This window comes from Kitasatospora gansuensis, assembly GCF_014203705.1.
GTDB classification, from domain to species: domain Bacteria; phylum Actinomycetota; class Actinomycetes; order Streptomycetales; family Streptomycetaceae; genus Kitasatospora; species Kitasatospora gansuensis.
This window is the reverse complement of the sequence record NZ_JACHJR010000001.1, coordinates 1,719,600-1,734,961: the sequence shown is the minus strand read 5'-3', so window position 1 is coordinate 1,734,961 and position 15,362 is coordinate 1,719,600. Positions and strand designations below refer to the sequence as shown.

Genomic DNA, 15,362 nt, shown 5'->3' with positions numbered 1-15,362 from the left:
ATGAGCTCCACACTCGCGGGCTGGCTGCAGGCCCTCGCCCTGGTGGGCGCCCTGGCCCTGTGCTACCGCCCGCTTGGCGACCACATCGCCAAGCTCCTCACCACCGCCAAGCACCTGAGAGTCGAACGCGGCCTCTACAAGGTGGTCGGCGTCGACCCGGACGCCGACCAGCGCTGGCCGGTCTACCTCCGCTCGGTGCTGGCCTTCTCGGCCGTCTCCGTGCTCTTCCTCTACGGCCTGATTCGCCTCCAGAACCACCTGCTGCTCAGTCTCGGGGTCCCCGAGATGCCGGCCCACCAGGCCTGGAACACCGCGATCTCGTTCACCGCCAACACCAACTGGCAGTCCTACAGCGGCGAAGCCGCGATGGGCCACCTGGTGCAGATGGCCGGCCTGGCCGTGCAGAACTTCGTCTCGGCCGCCGTCGGCATAGCCGTCCTGGCGACCCTGATCCGGGGCTTCACCCGCAACCGCACCGACCGGGTCGGCAACTTCTGGGTCGATCTGACCCGGATCGTGCTGCGCCTGCTGCTGCCGCTCTCGATCGTGTTCGCGCTCGTGCTGGTGGCGAACGGTGTGGTGCAGAACTTCCACGGCTTCCACGAGCTGACCTCCCTGGCCGGCGACCCGCAGTCGATCCCGGGCGGGCCGGCCGCCTCGCAGGAGGTCATCAAGGAGCTGGGCACCAACGGCGGCGGTTTCTACAACGCCAACTCCGCCCACCCCTTCTCGAACCCGAACGGCTTCACCAACCTGCTGGAGATCTTCCTGCTGCTGCTGATCCCGTTCGCCCTGCCGCGCACCTTCGGCAGGATGATCGGTGACCACCGCCAGGGGTACGCGATCGTCTCGGTGATGGCCCTGTTCTGGGTCGCCTCGGCCGCGCTGGTCACCTTCTTCGAGTTCCAGCACTCCGGCACCGCCGCCCAGGCGGCCGGCGCCGCGATGGAGGGCAAGGAGCAGCGCTTCGGCATCGCGGCGTCGAGTCTGTTCGCCGCCTCCACCACGCTGACCTCGACGGGTGCGGTGAACTCGTTCCACGACTCGTACTCGCCGTTCGGCGGCGGTCTGGCGATCTTCAACATGATGCTCGGTGAGATCGCGCCCGGCGGCACCGGTTCCGGCCTGTACGGGATGCTGATCCTGGCGATCGTCGCGGTCTTCGTGGCCGGTCTGATGGTCGGCCGGACGCCCGAGTACCTGGGCAAGAAGCTCGGCGGCCGGGAGATGAAGTTCGCCTCGCTCTACATCCTCACCACGCCGACGCTGGTGCTGGTCGGCACCGGGATCGCGATGGCGCTGCCGGGCGAGCGGGCCGGGATGCTCAACTCCGGTGCGCACGGCTTCTCCGAGGTGCTGTACGCGTTCACCTCCGCCGCCAACAACAACGGCTCCGCGTTCGGTGGCATCACCGTCAACACCGAGTGGTACGACACCGCGCTCGGCCTGGCCATGGTGCTCGGACGGTTCCTGCCGATGGTGTTCGTGCTGGCGCTGGCCGGTGCGCTCGCCAAGCAGCAGCCCGTCCCCGCCACCCCGGGCACCCTGCCCACCCACAAACCGCTGTTCGTGGGCCTGCTGTCGGGAGTGATCCTGATCGTCGTCGGCCTCACCTACTTCCCGGCCCTGGCACTCGGGCCGATCGCGGAAGGTCTGCACTGATGTCGTCCACCCTTACCCCCACGTCCGCTTCCGCTCCGGCGGACCAGCCGCAGGCCCCGCACAGAGTCTCCGGTGGCGGCCTGCTGGACCCGAAGCTGATCGTCGCCTCGCTGCCCGACGCGGTGAAGAAGCTCGACCCCCGGGTGATGGTCAAGAACCCGGTGATGTTCGTGGTCGAGGTCGGCTCGGTGGTCACCACCGTCGCCGCGATCGCCGACCCGTCCGTGTTCGCCTGGGCGATCACCCTCTGGCTCTGGCTCACCACGGTCTTCGCCAACCTGGCCGAGGCCGTCGCCGAGGGGCGCGGCAAGGCGCAGGCCGAGACCCTGCGCCGGACCAAGACCGACGCGGTGGCCCGACGCCTCGTCAACTGGCCCGCCTCGGGCGACGAGGAGGAGGTCTCCGGCACCGCGCTGCGGCTCGGCGACCACGTGGTGGTCGAGGCCGGCCAGACCATCCCCGGGGACGGCGACGTGGTCGAGGGGGTCGCCTCGGTCGACGAGTCCGCGATCACCGGCGAGTCCGCCCCCGTCATCCGCGAGTCCGGCGGCGACCGCTCGGCCGTCACCGGCGGCACCAAGGTGCTCTCCGACCGGATCGTGGTGAAGATCTCCTCCGAGCCCGGCAAGACCTTCATCGACCGGATGATCGCCCTGGTCGAGGGCGCCGCCCGGCAGAAGACGCCGAACGAGATCGCGCTGAACATCCTGCTCGCCTCGCTCACCATCGTCTTCCTGATCGCGGTCTGCACCCTCCAGCCGATGGCGACGTACGCGGGCGCCCCGCAGTCGATGATCGTGCTGGTGGCCCTGGTGGTCGCGCTGATCCCCACCACCATCGGCGCGCTGCTCTCCGCGATCGGTATCGCGGGCATGGACCGCCTGGTCCAGCGCAACGTACTCGCCATGTCGGGCCGGGCGGTCGAGGCCGCCGGTGACGTCAACACCCTGCTGCTGGACAAGACCGGCACCATCACCCTGGGCAACCGTCAGGCGGCCGAGTTCCAGCCCGCCGCCGGCGTCACGGTCGAGGAACTGGCGGACGCCGCCCAGCTCTCCTCGCTCGCGGACGAGACCCCCGAGGGCCGCTCCATCGTGGTGCTCGCCAAGACCGGCTACGGCCTGCGGGCCCGCGCCCAGGGCGAGTTGACGCACGCCACCTGGGTCCCGTTCACCGCGCAGACCCGGATGTCCGGTGTCGACCTGGACGAGGCCGACGGCGTCCACGCGGTCCGCAAGGGCGCCTCCGGCTCGGTCGCCCAGTGGGTGACCGACAACGGCGGCACGGTCGGCACCGACGTCACCGACCTCGTCCAGCAGATCTCGGCAGCCGGTGGCACCCCGCTCCTGGTGGCTTCGAAGATCGGCTCGGCCCCCGCTCGTGCCCTGGGTGTCATCTACCTCAAGGACGTGGTCAAGGAGGGCATGAAGGAGCGGTTCGACGAGCTCCGCCGGATGGGCATCCGGACCGTCATGATCACCGGCGACAACCCGCTGACCGCCAAGGCGATCGCAGAGGAGGCGGGCGTGGACGACTTCCTCGCCGAGGCCACCCCCGAGGACAAGATGGCCCTGATCAAGAAGGAGCAGGCGGGTGGCAAGCTGGTCGCGATGACCGGCGACGGCACCAACGACGCCCCTGCCCTGGCCCAGGCCGACGTCGGCGTGGCGATGAACACGGGCACCATGGCGGCCAAGGAGGCCGGCAACATGGTGGACCTGGACTCCAACCCCACCAAGCTGATCGAGATCGTCGAGATCGGCAAGCAACTCCTGATCACCCGTGGGGCGTTGACCACCTTCTCGATCGCCAACGACGTCGCCAAGTACTTCGCGATCATCCCGGCGATGTTCGCCACCGTCTACCCGGGCCTGGACAAGCTGAACATCATGCAGCTGCACAGCCCCGAGTCCGCGATCACCTCGGCGATCATCTTCAACGCCCTGGTCATCATCGGTCTCATCCCGCTCGCCCTGCGCGGCGTCAAGTACCGTCCGTCCGATGCCAGTTCGCTGCTGCGCCGGAACATCGGGGTGTACGGCCTGGGTGGTCTGGTCGTCCCCTTCATCGGGATCAAGGCGATCGACCTGATCGTCCAGTTCATCCCCGGCCTGAGCTGAAAGGAGCGTCGGAACAGTGTCCAAGCCACTGCCCAACGCCGTGCGCAACCACCTGACCGCGCTGCGGATGCTGCTGGTGATGACCGTGATCCTCGGTCTCGCCTACCCGCTGCTGGTGACCGGCCTGAGCCAGGTCGCGTTCGCCTCCAAGGCGAACGGATCGATCGTCAAGTCCGAGGGAAAGGAGGTGGGTTCGAGCCTGCTCGGCCAGAACTTCAATCTCCCCAAGAAGAACCCGGATGACCCGGACGAGGCGGCCCAGCCGGACCCGAAGTGGTTCCAACCCCGGTTCTCCGCCGGGAGCTACGACCCGAAGGCCTCCGGTGCCTCCAACCTCGGCCCCAACAGCGAGGACCTGCTCAAGGCGGTGGGGGAGCGCCGGGCCGCGATCGCCGCCTTCGACGGTGTCGACCCGGCCGCCGTCCCCGCCGACGCGGTCACCGCCTCCGGCTCCGGTCTCGACCCGGAGATCTCGGTCGCGTACGCCGAGGAGCAGGTCGCCCGGGTCGCCAAGGAGCGCAAGCTGTCGGCCGACGCGGTGAACCGACTGGTCGACAAGTACACCGTGGGGCGCACGCTCGGCTTCCTCGGCCAGGACGGCGTCAACGTCGTCCTGCTCAACAAGGCACTCAGCGAGCTCAAGTGACATCGATCGCTGACTGAACGGTCCGACCCTGCCCCCCTGGGCAGGGTCGGTCCGCCGTATCCGCCCTCGCACCGAAAGATGCCGCGCCCATGTCTCGCGACCTCACCCCCGGCACCGCGCACCGCCGCGGCCGGCTGAGGGTCTACCTCGGTTCCGCCCCCGGCGTCGGCAAGACCTACCGGATGCTGGACGAGGCCCGCCGCAGACAGGAACGCGGCGCGGACGTGGTGGTCGGCTACATCGAGTGCCACGGCCGCCGGCACACCGAGCACATGCTGCAGGGTCTGGACGTCATTCCCCGAGCCCAACGGACTTATCGGGGAACCGAGTTCACCGAGATGGACCTCGACGCGGTGCTGGCCCGCCGCCCGGCCGTGGCGCTGGTGGACGAGCTCGCCCACACCAACGTCCCCGGCGGGCGGAACGCGAAGCGCTGGCAGGACGTCGAGGAGCTGCTGGCGGCCGGGGTCGACGTGATCACCACCGTCAACATCCAGCACCTGGAGTCGCTCAACGACGTGGTGCAGAAGATCACCGGCATCCCGCAGCGGGAGACCGTCCCCGACGAGGTGGTCCGCCGGGCCGACCAGCTCGAACTGGTCGACATGGCCCCGCAGGCGCTGCGCCGCCGGATGGCCCATGGCAACGTCTACAAGGCCGAGAAGGTGGACGCCGCGCTCTCCAACTACTTCCGGGTCGGCAACCTGACGGCCCTTCGGGAACTCGCCCTGCTCTGGGTGGCCGGCCGGGTCGACGAGGGCCTGCGGGACTACCGTGCCACCCACAACATCGACCGGGTCTGGGAGACTCGGGAACGCGTCGTGGTCGCCCTCACCGGCGGCCCCGAGGGCGAGACGCTGATCCGCCGCGCGGCCAGGATCGCGGACCGTACGGCGGGCGGCGAACTGCTCGCCGTGCACATCACCCGCAGCGACGGCCTGGCCGGCGCCTCACCCGGAAACCTGGCCGAGCAACGGCAGTTGGTGGAGACCCTGGGCGGCAGCTACCACGTGGTGGTCGGCGACGACATCCCGGACTCGCTGCTGACCTTCGCCCGCGCGCACGACGCCACCCAGCTGGTGCTGGGCACCAGCCGGCGCGGCCGGATCGCCCGGTTCCTCACCGGCCCCGGCATCGGCGAGACCACCGTGGACGGCTCCGAGGACATCGACGTCCACATGGTCACCCACGAGTTCACCGGCCGCGGCCGGCTGCCCGCGCTCGGCCGCCGGCACTCACCCAGGCGCACCCTCGCCGGGTACGCCGCCGGACTGGTGCTGCCCGTGCTGCTCACGCTGCTGCTGTCGCACACCACCCTCAACCTCACCACCGACGCGCTCATCTTCCAACTCGGCGTGGTGGCCGTCGCGTTGCTCGGCGGTGCGACCTCCGCCCTGCTCGCCTCGGTGACCGCCTCACTGCTCCTCAACTACTACTTCATCCCGCCGGTCCACACCTTCACCATCACCGAGCCGAACAACATCATCGCGCTGGCGGTGTTCGCCGTCGTCGCGCTCACCGTCTCCACCGTGGTTGACCATGCCGGCCGCCTCACCACCCGGGCCGCTCGCGCCACCGCCGAGGCGGAGACCCTGTCCACCCTGGCGGGCAGCGTGCTGCGCGGCGCCGACGCGCTGCCCGCTCTGCTGGAGAAGTCCCGGACCGCCTTCGGCATGGACTCCGTCGCGCTGCTGGACCGCACCGGCGGTGAGGTGCTGGCCCGGAGCGACGCCGCCGGAGCGCCCGCCGCCGACCGCGAAGTCACCGAAGTCCCGGTCGGTTCCGATGCTTTGCTGATCCTGGCCGGGCGGCGGCTGCCCGCCGCCGACCAGCGGGTGCTGACCGCGTTCGCCGCCCACGTCGCCGCCGCCCTGGAACGGGACCGGCTCGCCACGGTCGCCGCCGAGGTCGAACCGATCAAGGCCGCTGACCGGATGCGCACCGCCCTGCTCGCCGCGGTCAGCCACGACCTGCGCACCCCGCTGGCCGCCGCGCTCGCCTCGGTCGGTTCGCTGCGCAGCCCCGACGTGGAGTTCTCCGAGGAGGACCAGGCCGAACTCCTGGCTACCGCCGACGAATCCCTGCTCAAGCTCAACCGCCTGGTCGACAACCTGCTCGACATGAGCCGCCTCCAAGCGGGTGCCCTGACCCTCCATCTGATGCCGACCCACCTGGAGGACGTCCTCCCACGCGCCGTCGACTCGCTCGCCGACCCGGACGCCCCGATCCAGCCGCTCGGCCTCGCCGAAGCACCGCCCGTACTCGCCGACCCGCCACTGCTGGAACGGGTGCTGGCCAACGTCATCACCAACGCCCTGCGGCACAACGCCCCCGGCGCTCCTGTCCTGGTCGCCGCCAGCGCCCACCTGGACCGGGTGGAGATCCGCGTCATCGACCGCGGCCCCGGCATCCCACCGGAGGACCGGGAACAGGTCTTCCTCCCGTTCCAACGCCTCGGCGACACCGACAACACCACCGGCGTCGGCCTCGGCCTCGCACTCTCCCGGGGCCTGGCCGAAGCCATGAACGGCTCCCTCGAGGTCGAGGACACCCCGGGTGGCGGCACCACCATGCTGCTCACCCTGCCGGCCGCCGGTCCCGGCCCTGTCGAGGTGGCGCCGTGAGCCGGATCCTGGTGGTAGACGACGAGCCGCAGCTCCTGCGCGCGCTGAAGATGCTGGCCCGGTTACGGGCGGTGCTGCGCCGCCCGGCCCTGCGGGACGACCGGAGGATCCACGAACTGACCGTGCTCGGGGTCCGGCCCCGGCTGCGCGAGTACCGCTGACCGCCGGTTGCGGAGCGCCGACGGAACTGTTCCCGCCGCCGAGGCAACGGTCGGGGGCCGTTCCGGGCTCTGGGAGGGTGAGGAGGTGCTCATGGGAGAACCGAAGACCGACCGGGACAGCGAGCTCCAGGCGTTCACCGTCGTCGCCTGGCCGCGACTGCTGCGTACCGCGTTCCTGCTCGCCGGGGACCAGCACGCGGGCGAGGACCTGGTCCGGTCGACCCTGGAGCGGGCCTACGCGGCCTGGGGGAAGGTGCGCCGGGCCGACGACCGGGATGCGTACGTACGCCGCGGTGCGGCATGACCGGCGAACGACAGCCCGGGCATGAGGAGTTGGCGGTACAGGTGGGGATCGTCCTGGCCGGTCTGGTGGACACGGTGGAGATCGGCCCGGCCCCCATCGCCGCTCTGACGGCCGGTGGCCGCAGGCGGCTGCGGCGACGGCGGGCGGTGCTGACCGGATCGGTGGCCCTGGTGACCGCCGCGGTGGTCGGCGGTGGGGTGCTGTGGCGTCTGGCCCGACGGCGAGGTCGTCCGCGAGTGCTTCGTCCGCCGCCCGTGACCCGCTCGCACCGGTCCGGGCCGTGGTCGCGCAGGGCGTCGTGGACGGCAAGGAGTGGAAGGCCTGGGCCGCGCTCTGGCCGCTGGCGAGCAGGGAGCAGTCCCTCGAGCAGGCCAGGTTGATCTGGCAGGAGCAGCACGCGGTGGGCTCCGACCTGCCCGAGCCGACCGGGCCGGACGGCCGGTCCGCCTGATCGGCGTGGCCGAGCGTCCGGGCACCAAGGCCCGGTCCATCACGGTGTACGGCACCGGCGGACAGCTGCTCGGCACCAACACGAGCTGGCTCTCCTGACCCGGCGCTGACCCGTCGCAGCCAGGGCCCGGCTGCGACGTGCACGGACACCCGTTGGCACTCAGTGCTGTCGATCACGCGCATCAAGTGCCATCCGGGGCCGAAAATGCTAAATTCACGCCATGACCGCCGCACGGGACACCAGCTCCGAGACCTCCGCCACCCCGGCGAAGCCCGCCATGCGGGACGCCCTGGTCGCGGCGGCCTTCCAGCTGTTCCTGGAGCGCGGGTACGAGCAGACCACGATCGACGACATCGTGACGCTGGCCGGGGTCGGCCGCCGGTCGTTCTTCCGCTACTTCCCCTCCAAGGAGGACGTGGTCTTCCCCGACCACGAACAGTGCCTGGCGGACATGACCGCCCTGCTGGAGGCCAGCGAGGACGGGGACGACCCGGTGGCCCGGGTCTGTGACGCCGCCCGGCTGGTGTTGCGGATGTACGCCGAGAACCCGGTCTTCTCGGTCCAGCGCTACCAGCTGACCAAGAAGGTGCCGGGCCTGCGCACGTACGAACTCTCGGTGGTCTGGCGCTACGAGCGCACGCTCGCCGAGTACCTGCGGGCCCGGTTCTCGGCCCGCCGGGACGGCACGCTGCGGGCCGACGTGATCGCCTCGGCCGTGGTCACCGCGCACAACCACGCCCTGCGCGCCTGGCTCCGGGCCGGGGGCGAGGGCGACGCGTCGGCGGCGGTGGACCACGCCCTGGACTACGTCGCCCGGGCCTGGACGCCCGAGCGGTCCCCGGCCGACGGGGCGGCGGAGGAGGACGAGGTGGTCATCGTCATCACCAAGCGCTCCACCCCGATGTGGCGGGTCGTCAGGGACGTCGAAGCGGGCCTCGGCCGGGGCTGATCACGCGCGGACAGCACGAAGCCGGACGGCAGCAACTGCCGTCCGGCTTCGTGCTGTTGAGGCTCAGCCCTTGCGGGTCTTGACCTCGGTGGTGAGCTGGGGGAGGACGGTGAAGAGGTCTCCGACGACGCCGTAGTCGACGAGTTCGAAGATGGGGGCTTCGGGGTCCTTGTTGATGGCGACGATGGTCTTGGAGGTCTGCATGCCGGCGCGGTGCTGGATGGCGCCGGAGATGCCGGCCGCGACGTAGAGCTGGGGGGAGACCTGCTTGCCGGTCTGGCCGACCTGGTTGGTGTGGGGGTACCAGCCGGCGTCGACGGCGGCGCGGGAGGCGCCGACGGCCGCGCCGAGCGCGTCCGCGAGGTCCTCGACGACGGCGAAGCCTTCGGCTGCGCCGACGCCGCGGCCACCGGAGACGACGATGGCGGCTTCGGTGAGCTCGGGGCGCCCCGAGGAGACGCGGGGGGTGCGGGCGGTGACGGTGGCGGCGTTGCCGGTGAACTCCACGCTCGCGGTCTCGACGGTGCCGGCGGCCGGGGCGGCCTCCGGGGTGGTGGAGTTCGGCTTGACGGTGATGACCGGGGTGCCGTGCGAGACCTTGGACTTGACCTGGAAGGAGGCGGCGAACACCGACTGGGTGGCGACGGGGCTGCCGTCGGTGCCGGCTTCGAGGTCGACGGCGTCGGTGATGATGCCGGAGCCAAGGCGCAGGGCGACGCGGGCGGCGATCTCCTTGCCCTCGCCGGAGGAGGTGACGAGCACCGCGCCGGCGTTGGCGGCGGTGGCGATCTGGGTCAGCGCGTCGACCTTGGGGACGACGAGCTGGTCGGTGAACTCGGCGCCGTCGGCGGTGTAGACCTTGGCGGCGCCGTATTCGGCGGCCTTGGCGGCGATGTCGGTGGCGGCCGGGCCGGCGCCCAGGACGACCGCCGAGGGCTCGCCGATGCGGCGGGCCAGGGTGAGCAGTTCGAGGGCCGGCTTGCGGACCACACCGTCGGCGTGGTCCACGAGAACCAGGATCTCAGCCATGATTTCTTGCTCCTGATCGATCGTTGGATGCGCTAACGCGTGTGGGGTTAGATGAACTTCTGCTCGACGAGGTAGGCGGCCAGGGCCTTGCCGCCCTCGCCCTCGTCCTTGACGATGGTGCCGGCGGTGCGGGCGGGGCGGGCGGTGATCGTCTCGACGGCGGTCCAGGCACCGGTGAGGCCGACGGTGTCGGTGTCGATGCCGAGGTCGTCGAGGTCGAGGGAGGTGACCGGCTTCTTCTTGGCGGCCATGATGCCCTTGAAGGAGGGGTAGCGGGCTTCGCCGGACTGGTCGGTGACGGAGATGACGGCGGGCAGGGTGGCGGAGATCTGCTCGGTGGCGGCGTCGCCGTCGCGGCGGCCGGTCACGGTGGTGCCGTCGAGGGTGACCTCGGAGAGCAGGGTGGCCTGGGGGACGCCGAGGCGTTCGGCGAGCAGGGCCGGGAGGACGCCCATGGTGCCGTCGGTGGAGGCCATGCCGCACACGACGAGGTCGTAGCCGGTGGTCTCCAGGGCCTTGGCGATGATGGCGGAGGTGCCGATCACGTCGGTGCCGTGGATGTCGTCGTCGTTGACGTGGACGGCCTTGTCGGCGCCCATGGACAGGGCCTTGCGCAGGGCGTCCTTGGCGTCGTCGGGGCCCACCGTCAGGACGGTGACCTCGGCGTCGCCGTGGGTTTCGGCGATGCGCAGGGCCTGCTCCACGCCGTACTCGTCCAGCTCCGACAGGAGGCCGTCCACGGCGTCCCGGTCGGTGGTGGTGTCGTCCGCGAAGCGACGGTCACCGGTCGCGTCGGGCACGTACTTCACACAGACAACGATCCTCAAGCTCACGGCGTCTGCTCCTTTCTGACGGTGTATGTGTGGGAAGAACTACGGGAGGTTGCGGGACATGACGATCCGCTGGATCTGGTTGGTGCCCTCGTAGATCTGGGTGATCTTGGCGTCGCGCATCATCCGCTCCAGCGGGTAGTCACGGGTGTACCCGTAACCGCCGAGCAGCTGGACGGCGTCGACGGTGATCTCCATCGCGGCGTCCGAGGCGAAGCACTTGGCGGCCGCGCCGAAGAACGTCAGGTCGGCGTCGACCCGCTGGGACTTCGCGGCGGCCGCGTAGGTGAGCTGCCGGGCGGCCTCCAGCTTCATCGCCATGTCGGCCAGCATGAACTGCACGCCCTGGAAGTCACCGATCGGCTTGCCGAACTGCTTGCGCTCCCGCACGTAGCCCTTGGCGTAGTCCAGCGCGCCCTGCGCGATGCCCACCGCCTGCGCGGCGATGGTCACCCGGGTGTGGTCCAGGGTCTTCATCGCGGTCGCGAAACCGGTGCCCTCGGCGCCGATCATCCGGTCCGCCGGGATCCGCACGTTGTCGAAGTAGACCTCGCGGGTCGGCGAGCCCTTGATCCCGAGCTTCTTCTCCGGCGCGCCGAACGACACACCCGCGTCGCCCTTCTCCACCACGAACGCCGAGATGCCCTTCGTGCGCAGCTCCGGGTCGGTCACGGCGAGCACCGTGTAGAACTCCGAGACACCCGCGTTGGTGATCCAGCGCTTCACACCGTTGAGCACCCAGAAGTCGCCGTCGCGCACCGCGCGGGTCTTCATCCCCGCCGCGTCCGAACCCGCGTCCGGCTCCGAGAGGCAGTACGAGAACATACCCTCGCCCCGGGCCAGCGCACCCAGGTACTTCGCCTTCAGCTCCTCCGAGCCCGACAGCTGCACCGGCAGCGAACCCAGCTTGTTGACCGCCGGGATCAGCGAGGACGAAGCGCACACCCGCGCGATCTCCTCGATCACGATCACCGTCGCCAGCGCGTCCGCACCCGCACCGCCGTACTCCTCCGGCACATGCACCGCGTGCAGCTCATTGGCCTGCAACGCGTCCAGCGCCTCCTGCGGGAACCGGCCCTGCTCGTCCACCTCCGCCGCGAACGGGGCGATCTTCGCCTCCGCCAGCGACCGCACCGCCTCCCGGAGCATCTCGTGCTCCTCGGAAAGCCGGAAGAGATCGAACACCTTGTCCATGGCGCGGCGCTCCAGAGCGATAGGGAACCAAGTTCCCCTAATAGACCACACTCTGTGCCATCTCGGCCAGCCCTTCGGCACTGAGTGCCTTCGGCCGGGTGAACTCCGTGCCCTGCTGGGTCCCGTTACCGACTACCGCTGCCGCCGGCCGGTGCCCCGGCGCGTTCCCGCATCGCGGCCAGTGCCGCGGGCAGGTCGAGTTCGGTGGTCGCGGTGCCGAGCTCGGTGAGGCGGGCGAAGCTCAGGGTGCCGTCGTGGGAGAACACCGCGGTCAGTGAGGTGTCCTCGAGGGTCAGCAGCAGGCGTTCGGTGGCGCGCTCGTGTTCGGGGAGCTGCCACTGCGGCTTCCAGCCGTAGAGGTGGGCCTGTTCGAGGAGGAGGGTCTGGTCCCTGCTCGTCGGCACGGTGGGTTCGTCGGCGTTCATGGTGACCGCCTCCTGTCCGGTTCGCTTCTCGGCCGTACGACGCGCCTGCCCGTCCCCTCAGGTCTCATTCCTCCTGAGGGGACGGGCAGGGCGGGATGCAGTCGTCAGTCGCACGACCCCGACCGCGGGCCGGTGACCCGGACCGGCCCGGTGACCGTGGTGTCGAGGGTCTGGACGCAGCCGGTGTTGGCGTTCAGGGTCAGCGGGCCCCGGATGGTGTTTCCGCCGCAGGCCGTCGGGTGGGCGGGATCCGAGCCGAGCAGGACGTGGCCGCTGGTCCGCCCGACGCTGACCGGACCGGTGAGGGTCGAGCGGCAGATCGTGAGGGCGAGGGCGCCGTCGGAGGTCAGGGGACCGGTGACGGCGGCGTCCGCAATGGCCAGGGATCCGCCGGGACGGACCGTGACCGGTCCGTTCTGGGTGCCGCCGGCGGCGATGCAGAGCGCCTCGTCGGCGGCCACGGTCAGGGGACCGTGGTGGGCCGTCGTGAGGCACGGCCGGCTGAAGCCGACCACGAGATCGGTGGTCGTGGCGCTCGGTACGAAGCCGGCGTCCCCGTCGTAGTGGGCGGTGATCGCGTGGGCCCCGGGCTGGAACCCGCCGGTGCTGAAGGCAGCCTGACCGGCAGTCAGCGGGACGGTGGCCAGTGGCGTCGTCCCGTCCGAGAAGGTGACCGTACCGTTCGGGGCGCCCACAGCCGAGGCGACGGTGGCGGTGACGGTCACCGAGTGCCCGAACAGCGGGGTGGACGTGTCGGGGGTGAGCGAGACCAAGGTGCCGTACCGGAACGAGACGACCGCCCTGCCGTTGCCGTGGTTGACGCCCGGGAGGAGGGCGACCCCGGTCGCGGTCGGGGCGGCGAAGCTGCTGCCCCCGCCGCCGCCCGCGCCTGGGAGGTTGCCCGGGTTTCCGCCGCCGGAGCCGCCCGCGCCGCCGAAGTAGCCGCCGCCACCCCCGCCGCCGCCGTTGCCGCCGCGACCGCCGTTGCCCCCGGGGCCGCCGCTGCCGGGGTTGGGCAGACCGGTGTCGGGGTCGATGTCGCTGCCGGCCACGCCGGGGCCGCCGAGGCGGGAGTTGGGGCTGCCCGCCCCGGGTGCGGTCCCGGTTCCGCCGGCGCCGGCCAGGCCGGCCCCCTCGACGCCGCTCTGGCCGCCGGTTCCGCCGGCCGGGCCGCCGCCGTCCCCGCCGCGCAGCTGGGGTCCGCCGTTGCCTGCCCCTCCGCCGCCGCCCGCCACCAGCACCCGATCCGATCCGTCGAGGCCGTCGACCCGCACGTCGGAGCCACCGCCGCCGGAGCCGCCCCCGCCGTGCGCACCGCCCCCACCGGCTCCGTGGCCGACGCCGCCCGGCCGGGCGTACTCGCCGTGCCGGGAGGTGCCGGAACTTCCGGCTGCGCCCAGCGTGATCCGGAGGACCTGCCCCGCGCGGACGGCCAGCGTCGCCCGGGTCTCACCGCCGAGCCCGCCGGGTGCACCCGCGTTCGGCGGGTTGGGCGCGACGAACCCGGCCGCGCTGCCGCCTTCGGCGCCGAACAGGTCGATGCTCACCGCGGTCACCCCGTCGGGAACGGTGAAGGTGTCGGTGCCCACGGCGGTGTAGTCGCAGGTGAACGGTGACGTGGTCAGCACGCCGCCCGTTCCGCAGGGGGTAGCCGGGTCGGCGGTCGCGGTGAACGGTGTCACCGTGGCGGTCAGCAGACCGGCCGCGCCGGCGATCAGCAGCCTGGATCGGAGCGTACGGGGACGGGCAATCGGACGAAAGTGCACGGGAGTTGACCATCTTTCAGGGCCGGTGGTGAGCGGCCGGGGTGGGGCGGGTGTAGTCCGCGGGTCGGGGCGGTCGCCTGCTCAGACGCCGTCGTCGGCGCAGAGCACCCAGGCGTCGGTGTACGTGCTCGGCGAACTGCCGCCCCCGGTGTGGGTGTACGCGGTCCAGTACGCCGCCGTGGTGCTGCCGTCACCGACCGGGCTGCCGCCGGAGTCGCTGGGGAAGCTCCCGTTCAGGTGGTCGCCGACCGAACCGGGGCCGGTGAAGGCGGTGCTGGTCACGCTGCCGCCGCTGATGGCGGCACCCCCGCTGACCAGCTTCCCGTCCCCGCCGCCGCAGCCGACCGTCGCGGTCTGCCCGGAGGTCGCCGCGGTCGGTCCGCTCACCTCGCTGTGGCGGACCTTCACGGTGGCGCCGCTGACGTTGATGTTGTTCCCGCTGCAGATCGCGTATGCGTAGGTGGTGTTGTTGCTGTTGCCGCCACCGCCGTTCCAGCCGACCGCCGCCCAGGAGTCGGGGTTGGTCTCCCCGTCGGCGGCGGCGATCTGGCCGTAGCTGTGAGCGGAGTTGTTGTAGGTGGGGAAGCTCGCGATCGGCTTGAGGCTGCCGACGCTCGCCGGGGTGATCCGGGCCCCGCCGCCGAGCAGCCGCGTGTTGGCCGGGCAGGTCGCCACGACCAGGCCGACCGTCCCGCTGGTGGTGGGACCGGCGAGCTTGTTCATGACCACCTGGGTGTGGTTGACCAGGCTGCTGGTGAAGCACACCGCGTACGGAGTGCTGGAGAAGTCGCTGTTGACCGCGCCGCCGCTGCCGCCGATGCCGAGCCAGTGCGTGACGTCCGTGCCGACCACGCCGGTGGAGCCGGTGTACTCGGTGCTGCCGTCGGGGCTGGGCGCGCTGCCGTTCACCTTGTTGCCGTTGGACGAAGTGCCGGTGCCGATGGCCTGGTTGATCCCGCCGCCGGAGATCAGGCCGCTGCTGCAGTCCGCGTGGGTGGAGATCTCGGCGAACGTGGACGCGGGCCCGAGGGTGGCCCCGGGCGTCTTCACGGTCACGCCCACGGAGTTGGCGTACGCCGTTCCGGCAACGGCCATGGCGAGTGCGGCTCCCAGGGCCAGGGCCTTGCCCGCGACGAGGTGCCGCAGAGGTCTCTTCTTCATCGGTCTCTCCTGTGCTGATCGGAGGTGGCGCCCATCGACG

The 15,362-nt window shown here is 71.2% G+C and carries 14 protein-coding genes; 8 read left to right on the top strand and 6 right to left on the bottom strand.

Translation table 11 applies throughout. The annotated features are described in order from the left end of the window. The 8 genes from kdpA to F4556_RS07835 all read left to right on the top strand — a co-directional run bounded on the left by kdpA (position 1) and on the right by F4556_RS07835 (position 8,917). Positions 1–1,662 (top strand): potassium-transporting ATPase subunit KdpA, encoded by a 1,662-nt coding sequence (gene kdpA, locus F4556_RS07870; RefSeq protein WP_184912844.1) that lies wholly within the window; start codon positions 1–3, stop codon positions 1,660–1,662. Then, positions 1,662–3,782 (top strand): potassium-transporting ATPase subunit KdpB, encoded by a 2,121-nt coding sequence (kdpB, locus tag F4556_RS07865; protein ID WP_184912842.1) that lies wholly within the window; start codon positions 1,662–1,664, stop codon positions 3,780–3,782. Before kdpA ends, kdpB begins: the two co-directional genes overlap by 1 nt. Before the next feature lie 16 nt (positions 3,783–3,798). Then, entirely contained in the window at positions 3,799–4,428 is a 630-nt protein-coding gene (gene kdpC / locus F4556_RS07860) for a potassium-transporting ATPase subunit KdpC (RefSeq protein WP_184912840.1), read from the top strand. Between the two features lie 89 nt (positions 4,429–4,517). Then, positions 4,518–7,052 (top strand): ATP-binding protein, encoded by a 2,535-nt coding sequence (locus tag F4556_RS07855; protein WP_184912838.1) that lies wholly within the window; start codon positions 4,518–4,520, stop codon positions 7,050–7,052. Beyond that, positions 7,049–7,213: a hypothetical protein gene (locus tag F4556_RS07850; protein ID WP_184912835.1), complete on the top strand. Its 165-nt coding sequence runs from the start codon at positions 7,049–7,051 to the stop codon at positions 7,211–7,213. The genes F4556_RS07855 and F4556_RS07850 overlap by 4 nt, the downstream gene beginning before the upstream one ends. Before the next feature lie 91 nt (positions 7,214–7,304). Then, positions 7,305–7,517 carry a SigE family RNA polymerase sigma factor gene (locus F4556_RS07845; RefSeq protein WP_184912834.1) on the top strand — a complete coding sequence of 71 codons (213 nt, stop codon included), beginning with the start codon at positions 7,305–7,307 and terminating at the stop codon, positions 7,515–7,517. 202 nt (positions 7,518–7,719) lie between these two features. Further along, positions 7,720–7,968, top strand: a complete 249-nt coding sequence (locus F4556_RS07840) for a hypothetical protein (protein ID WP_184912831.1) — start codon at positions 7,720–7,722, stop codon at positions 7,966–7,968. A 220-nt stretch (positions 7,969–8,188) separates the two neighbouring features. After that, positions 8,189–8,917, top strand: coding sequence for a TetR family transcriptional regulator (locus F4556_RS07835; RefSeq protein ID WP_376775668.1), 729 nt, complete (start codon positions 8,189–8,191; stop codon positions 8,915–8,917). A 63-nt stretch (positions 8,918–8,980) separates the two neighbouring features. Here F4556_RS07835 and F4556_RS07830 read toward each other — a convergent pair whose 3' ends face one another. From F4556_RS07830 to F4556_RS07805, 6 genes are all read right to left on the bottom strand, one after another. Further along, positions 8,981–9,946, bottom strand: coding sequence for an electron transfer flavoprotein subunit alpha/FixB family protein (locus F4556_RS07830; RefSeq protein ID WP_184912830.1), 966 nt, complete (start codon positions 9,944–9,946; stop codon positions 8,981–8,983). A gap of 47 nt (positions 9,947–9,993) precedes the next feature. Continuing rightward, positions 9,994–10,779 (bottom strand): electron transfer flavoprotein subunit beta/FixA family protein, encoded by a 786-nt coding sequence (locus tag F4556_RS07825; RefSeq protein ID WP_184912828.1) that lies wholly within the window; start codon positions 10,777–10,779, stop codon positions 9,994–9,996. A 39-nt stretch (positions 10,780–10,818) separates the two neighbouring features. Further along, positions 10,819–11,970 carry an acyl-CoA dehydrogenase family protein gene (locus F4556_RS07820; RefSeq protein WP_184912826.1) on the bottom strand — a complete coding sequence of 384 codons (1,152 nt, stop codon included), beginning with the start codon at positions 11,968–11,970 and terminating at the stop codon, positions 10,819–10,821. Positions 11,971–12,095: 125 nt separating this feature from the next. Then, on the bottom strand, positions 12,096–12,395 hold the full coding sequence (locus F4556_RS07815; RefSeq protein WP_184912824.1) for a hypothetical protein: 300 nt from the start codon (positions 12,393–12,395) through the stop codon (positions 12,096–12,098). 104 nt (positions 12,396–12,499) lie between these two features. Beyond that, a complete protein-coding gene (locus F4556_RS07810; protein WP_184912822.1) occupies positions 12,500–14,161 on the bottom strand; it encodes an Ig-like domain-containing protein in 1,662 nt (553 codons plus the stop codon). A gap of 81 nt (positions 14,162–14,242) precedes the next feature. After that, positions 14,243–15,322 carry a hypothetical protein gene (locus F4556_RS07805; RefSeq protein WP_184912821.1) on the bottom strand — a complete coding sequence of 360 codons (1,080 nt, stop codon included), beginning with the start codon at positions 15,320–15,322 and terminating at the stop codon, positions 14,243–14,245. Positions 15,323–15,362 lie beyond the last annotated feature (40 nt).

What these genes read in the sequence shown, in the direction of transcription:
- F4556_RS07845 (WP_184912834.1), top strand. Translation starts at nt 7,305, where the DNA reads ATGGGAGAACCGAAGACCGACCGGGACAGCGAGCTCCAGGCGTTCACC.
- F4556_RS07815 (WP_184912824.1), bottom strand. Translation starts at nt 12,395, where the DNA reads ATGAACGCCGACGAACCCACCGTGCCGACGAGCAGGGACCAGACCCTC.
- kdpA (WP_184912844.1), top strand. Translation starts at nt 1, where the DNA reads ATGAGCTCCACACTCGCGGGCTGGCTGCAGGCCCTCGCCCTGGTGGGC.
- F4556_RS07830 (WP_184912830.1), bottom strand. Translation starts at nt 9,946, where the DNA reads ATGGCTGAGATCCTGGTTCTCGTGGACCACGCCGACGGTGTGGTCCGC.
- F4556_RS07805 (WP_184912821.1), bottom strand. Translation starts at nt 15,322, where the DNA reads ATGAAGAAGAGACCTCTGCGGCACCTCGTCGCGGGCAAGGCCCTGGCC.
- F4556_RS07835 (WP_376775668.1), top strand. Translation starts at nt 8,189, where the DNA reads ATGACCGCCGCACGGGACACCAGCTCCGAGACCTCCGCCACCCCGGCG.
- F4556_RS07820 (WP_184912826.1), bottom strand. Translation starts at nt 11,970, where the DNA reads ATGGACAAGGTGTTCGATCTCTTCCGGCTTTCCGAGGAGCACGAGATG.
- kdpB (WP_184912842.1), top strand. Translation starts at nt 1,662, where the DNA reads ATGTCGTCCACCCTTACCCCCACGTCCGCTTCCGCTCCGGCGGACCAG.
- F4556_RS07855 (WP_184912838.1), top strand. Translation starts at nt 4,518, where the DNA reads ATGTCTCGCGACCTCACCCCCGGCACCGCGCACCGCCGCGGCCGGCTG.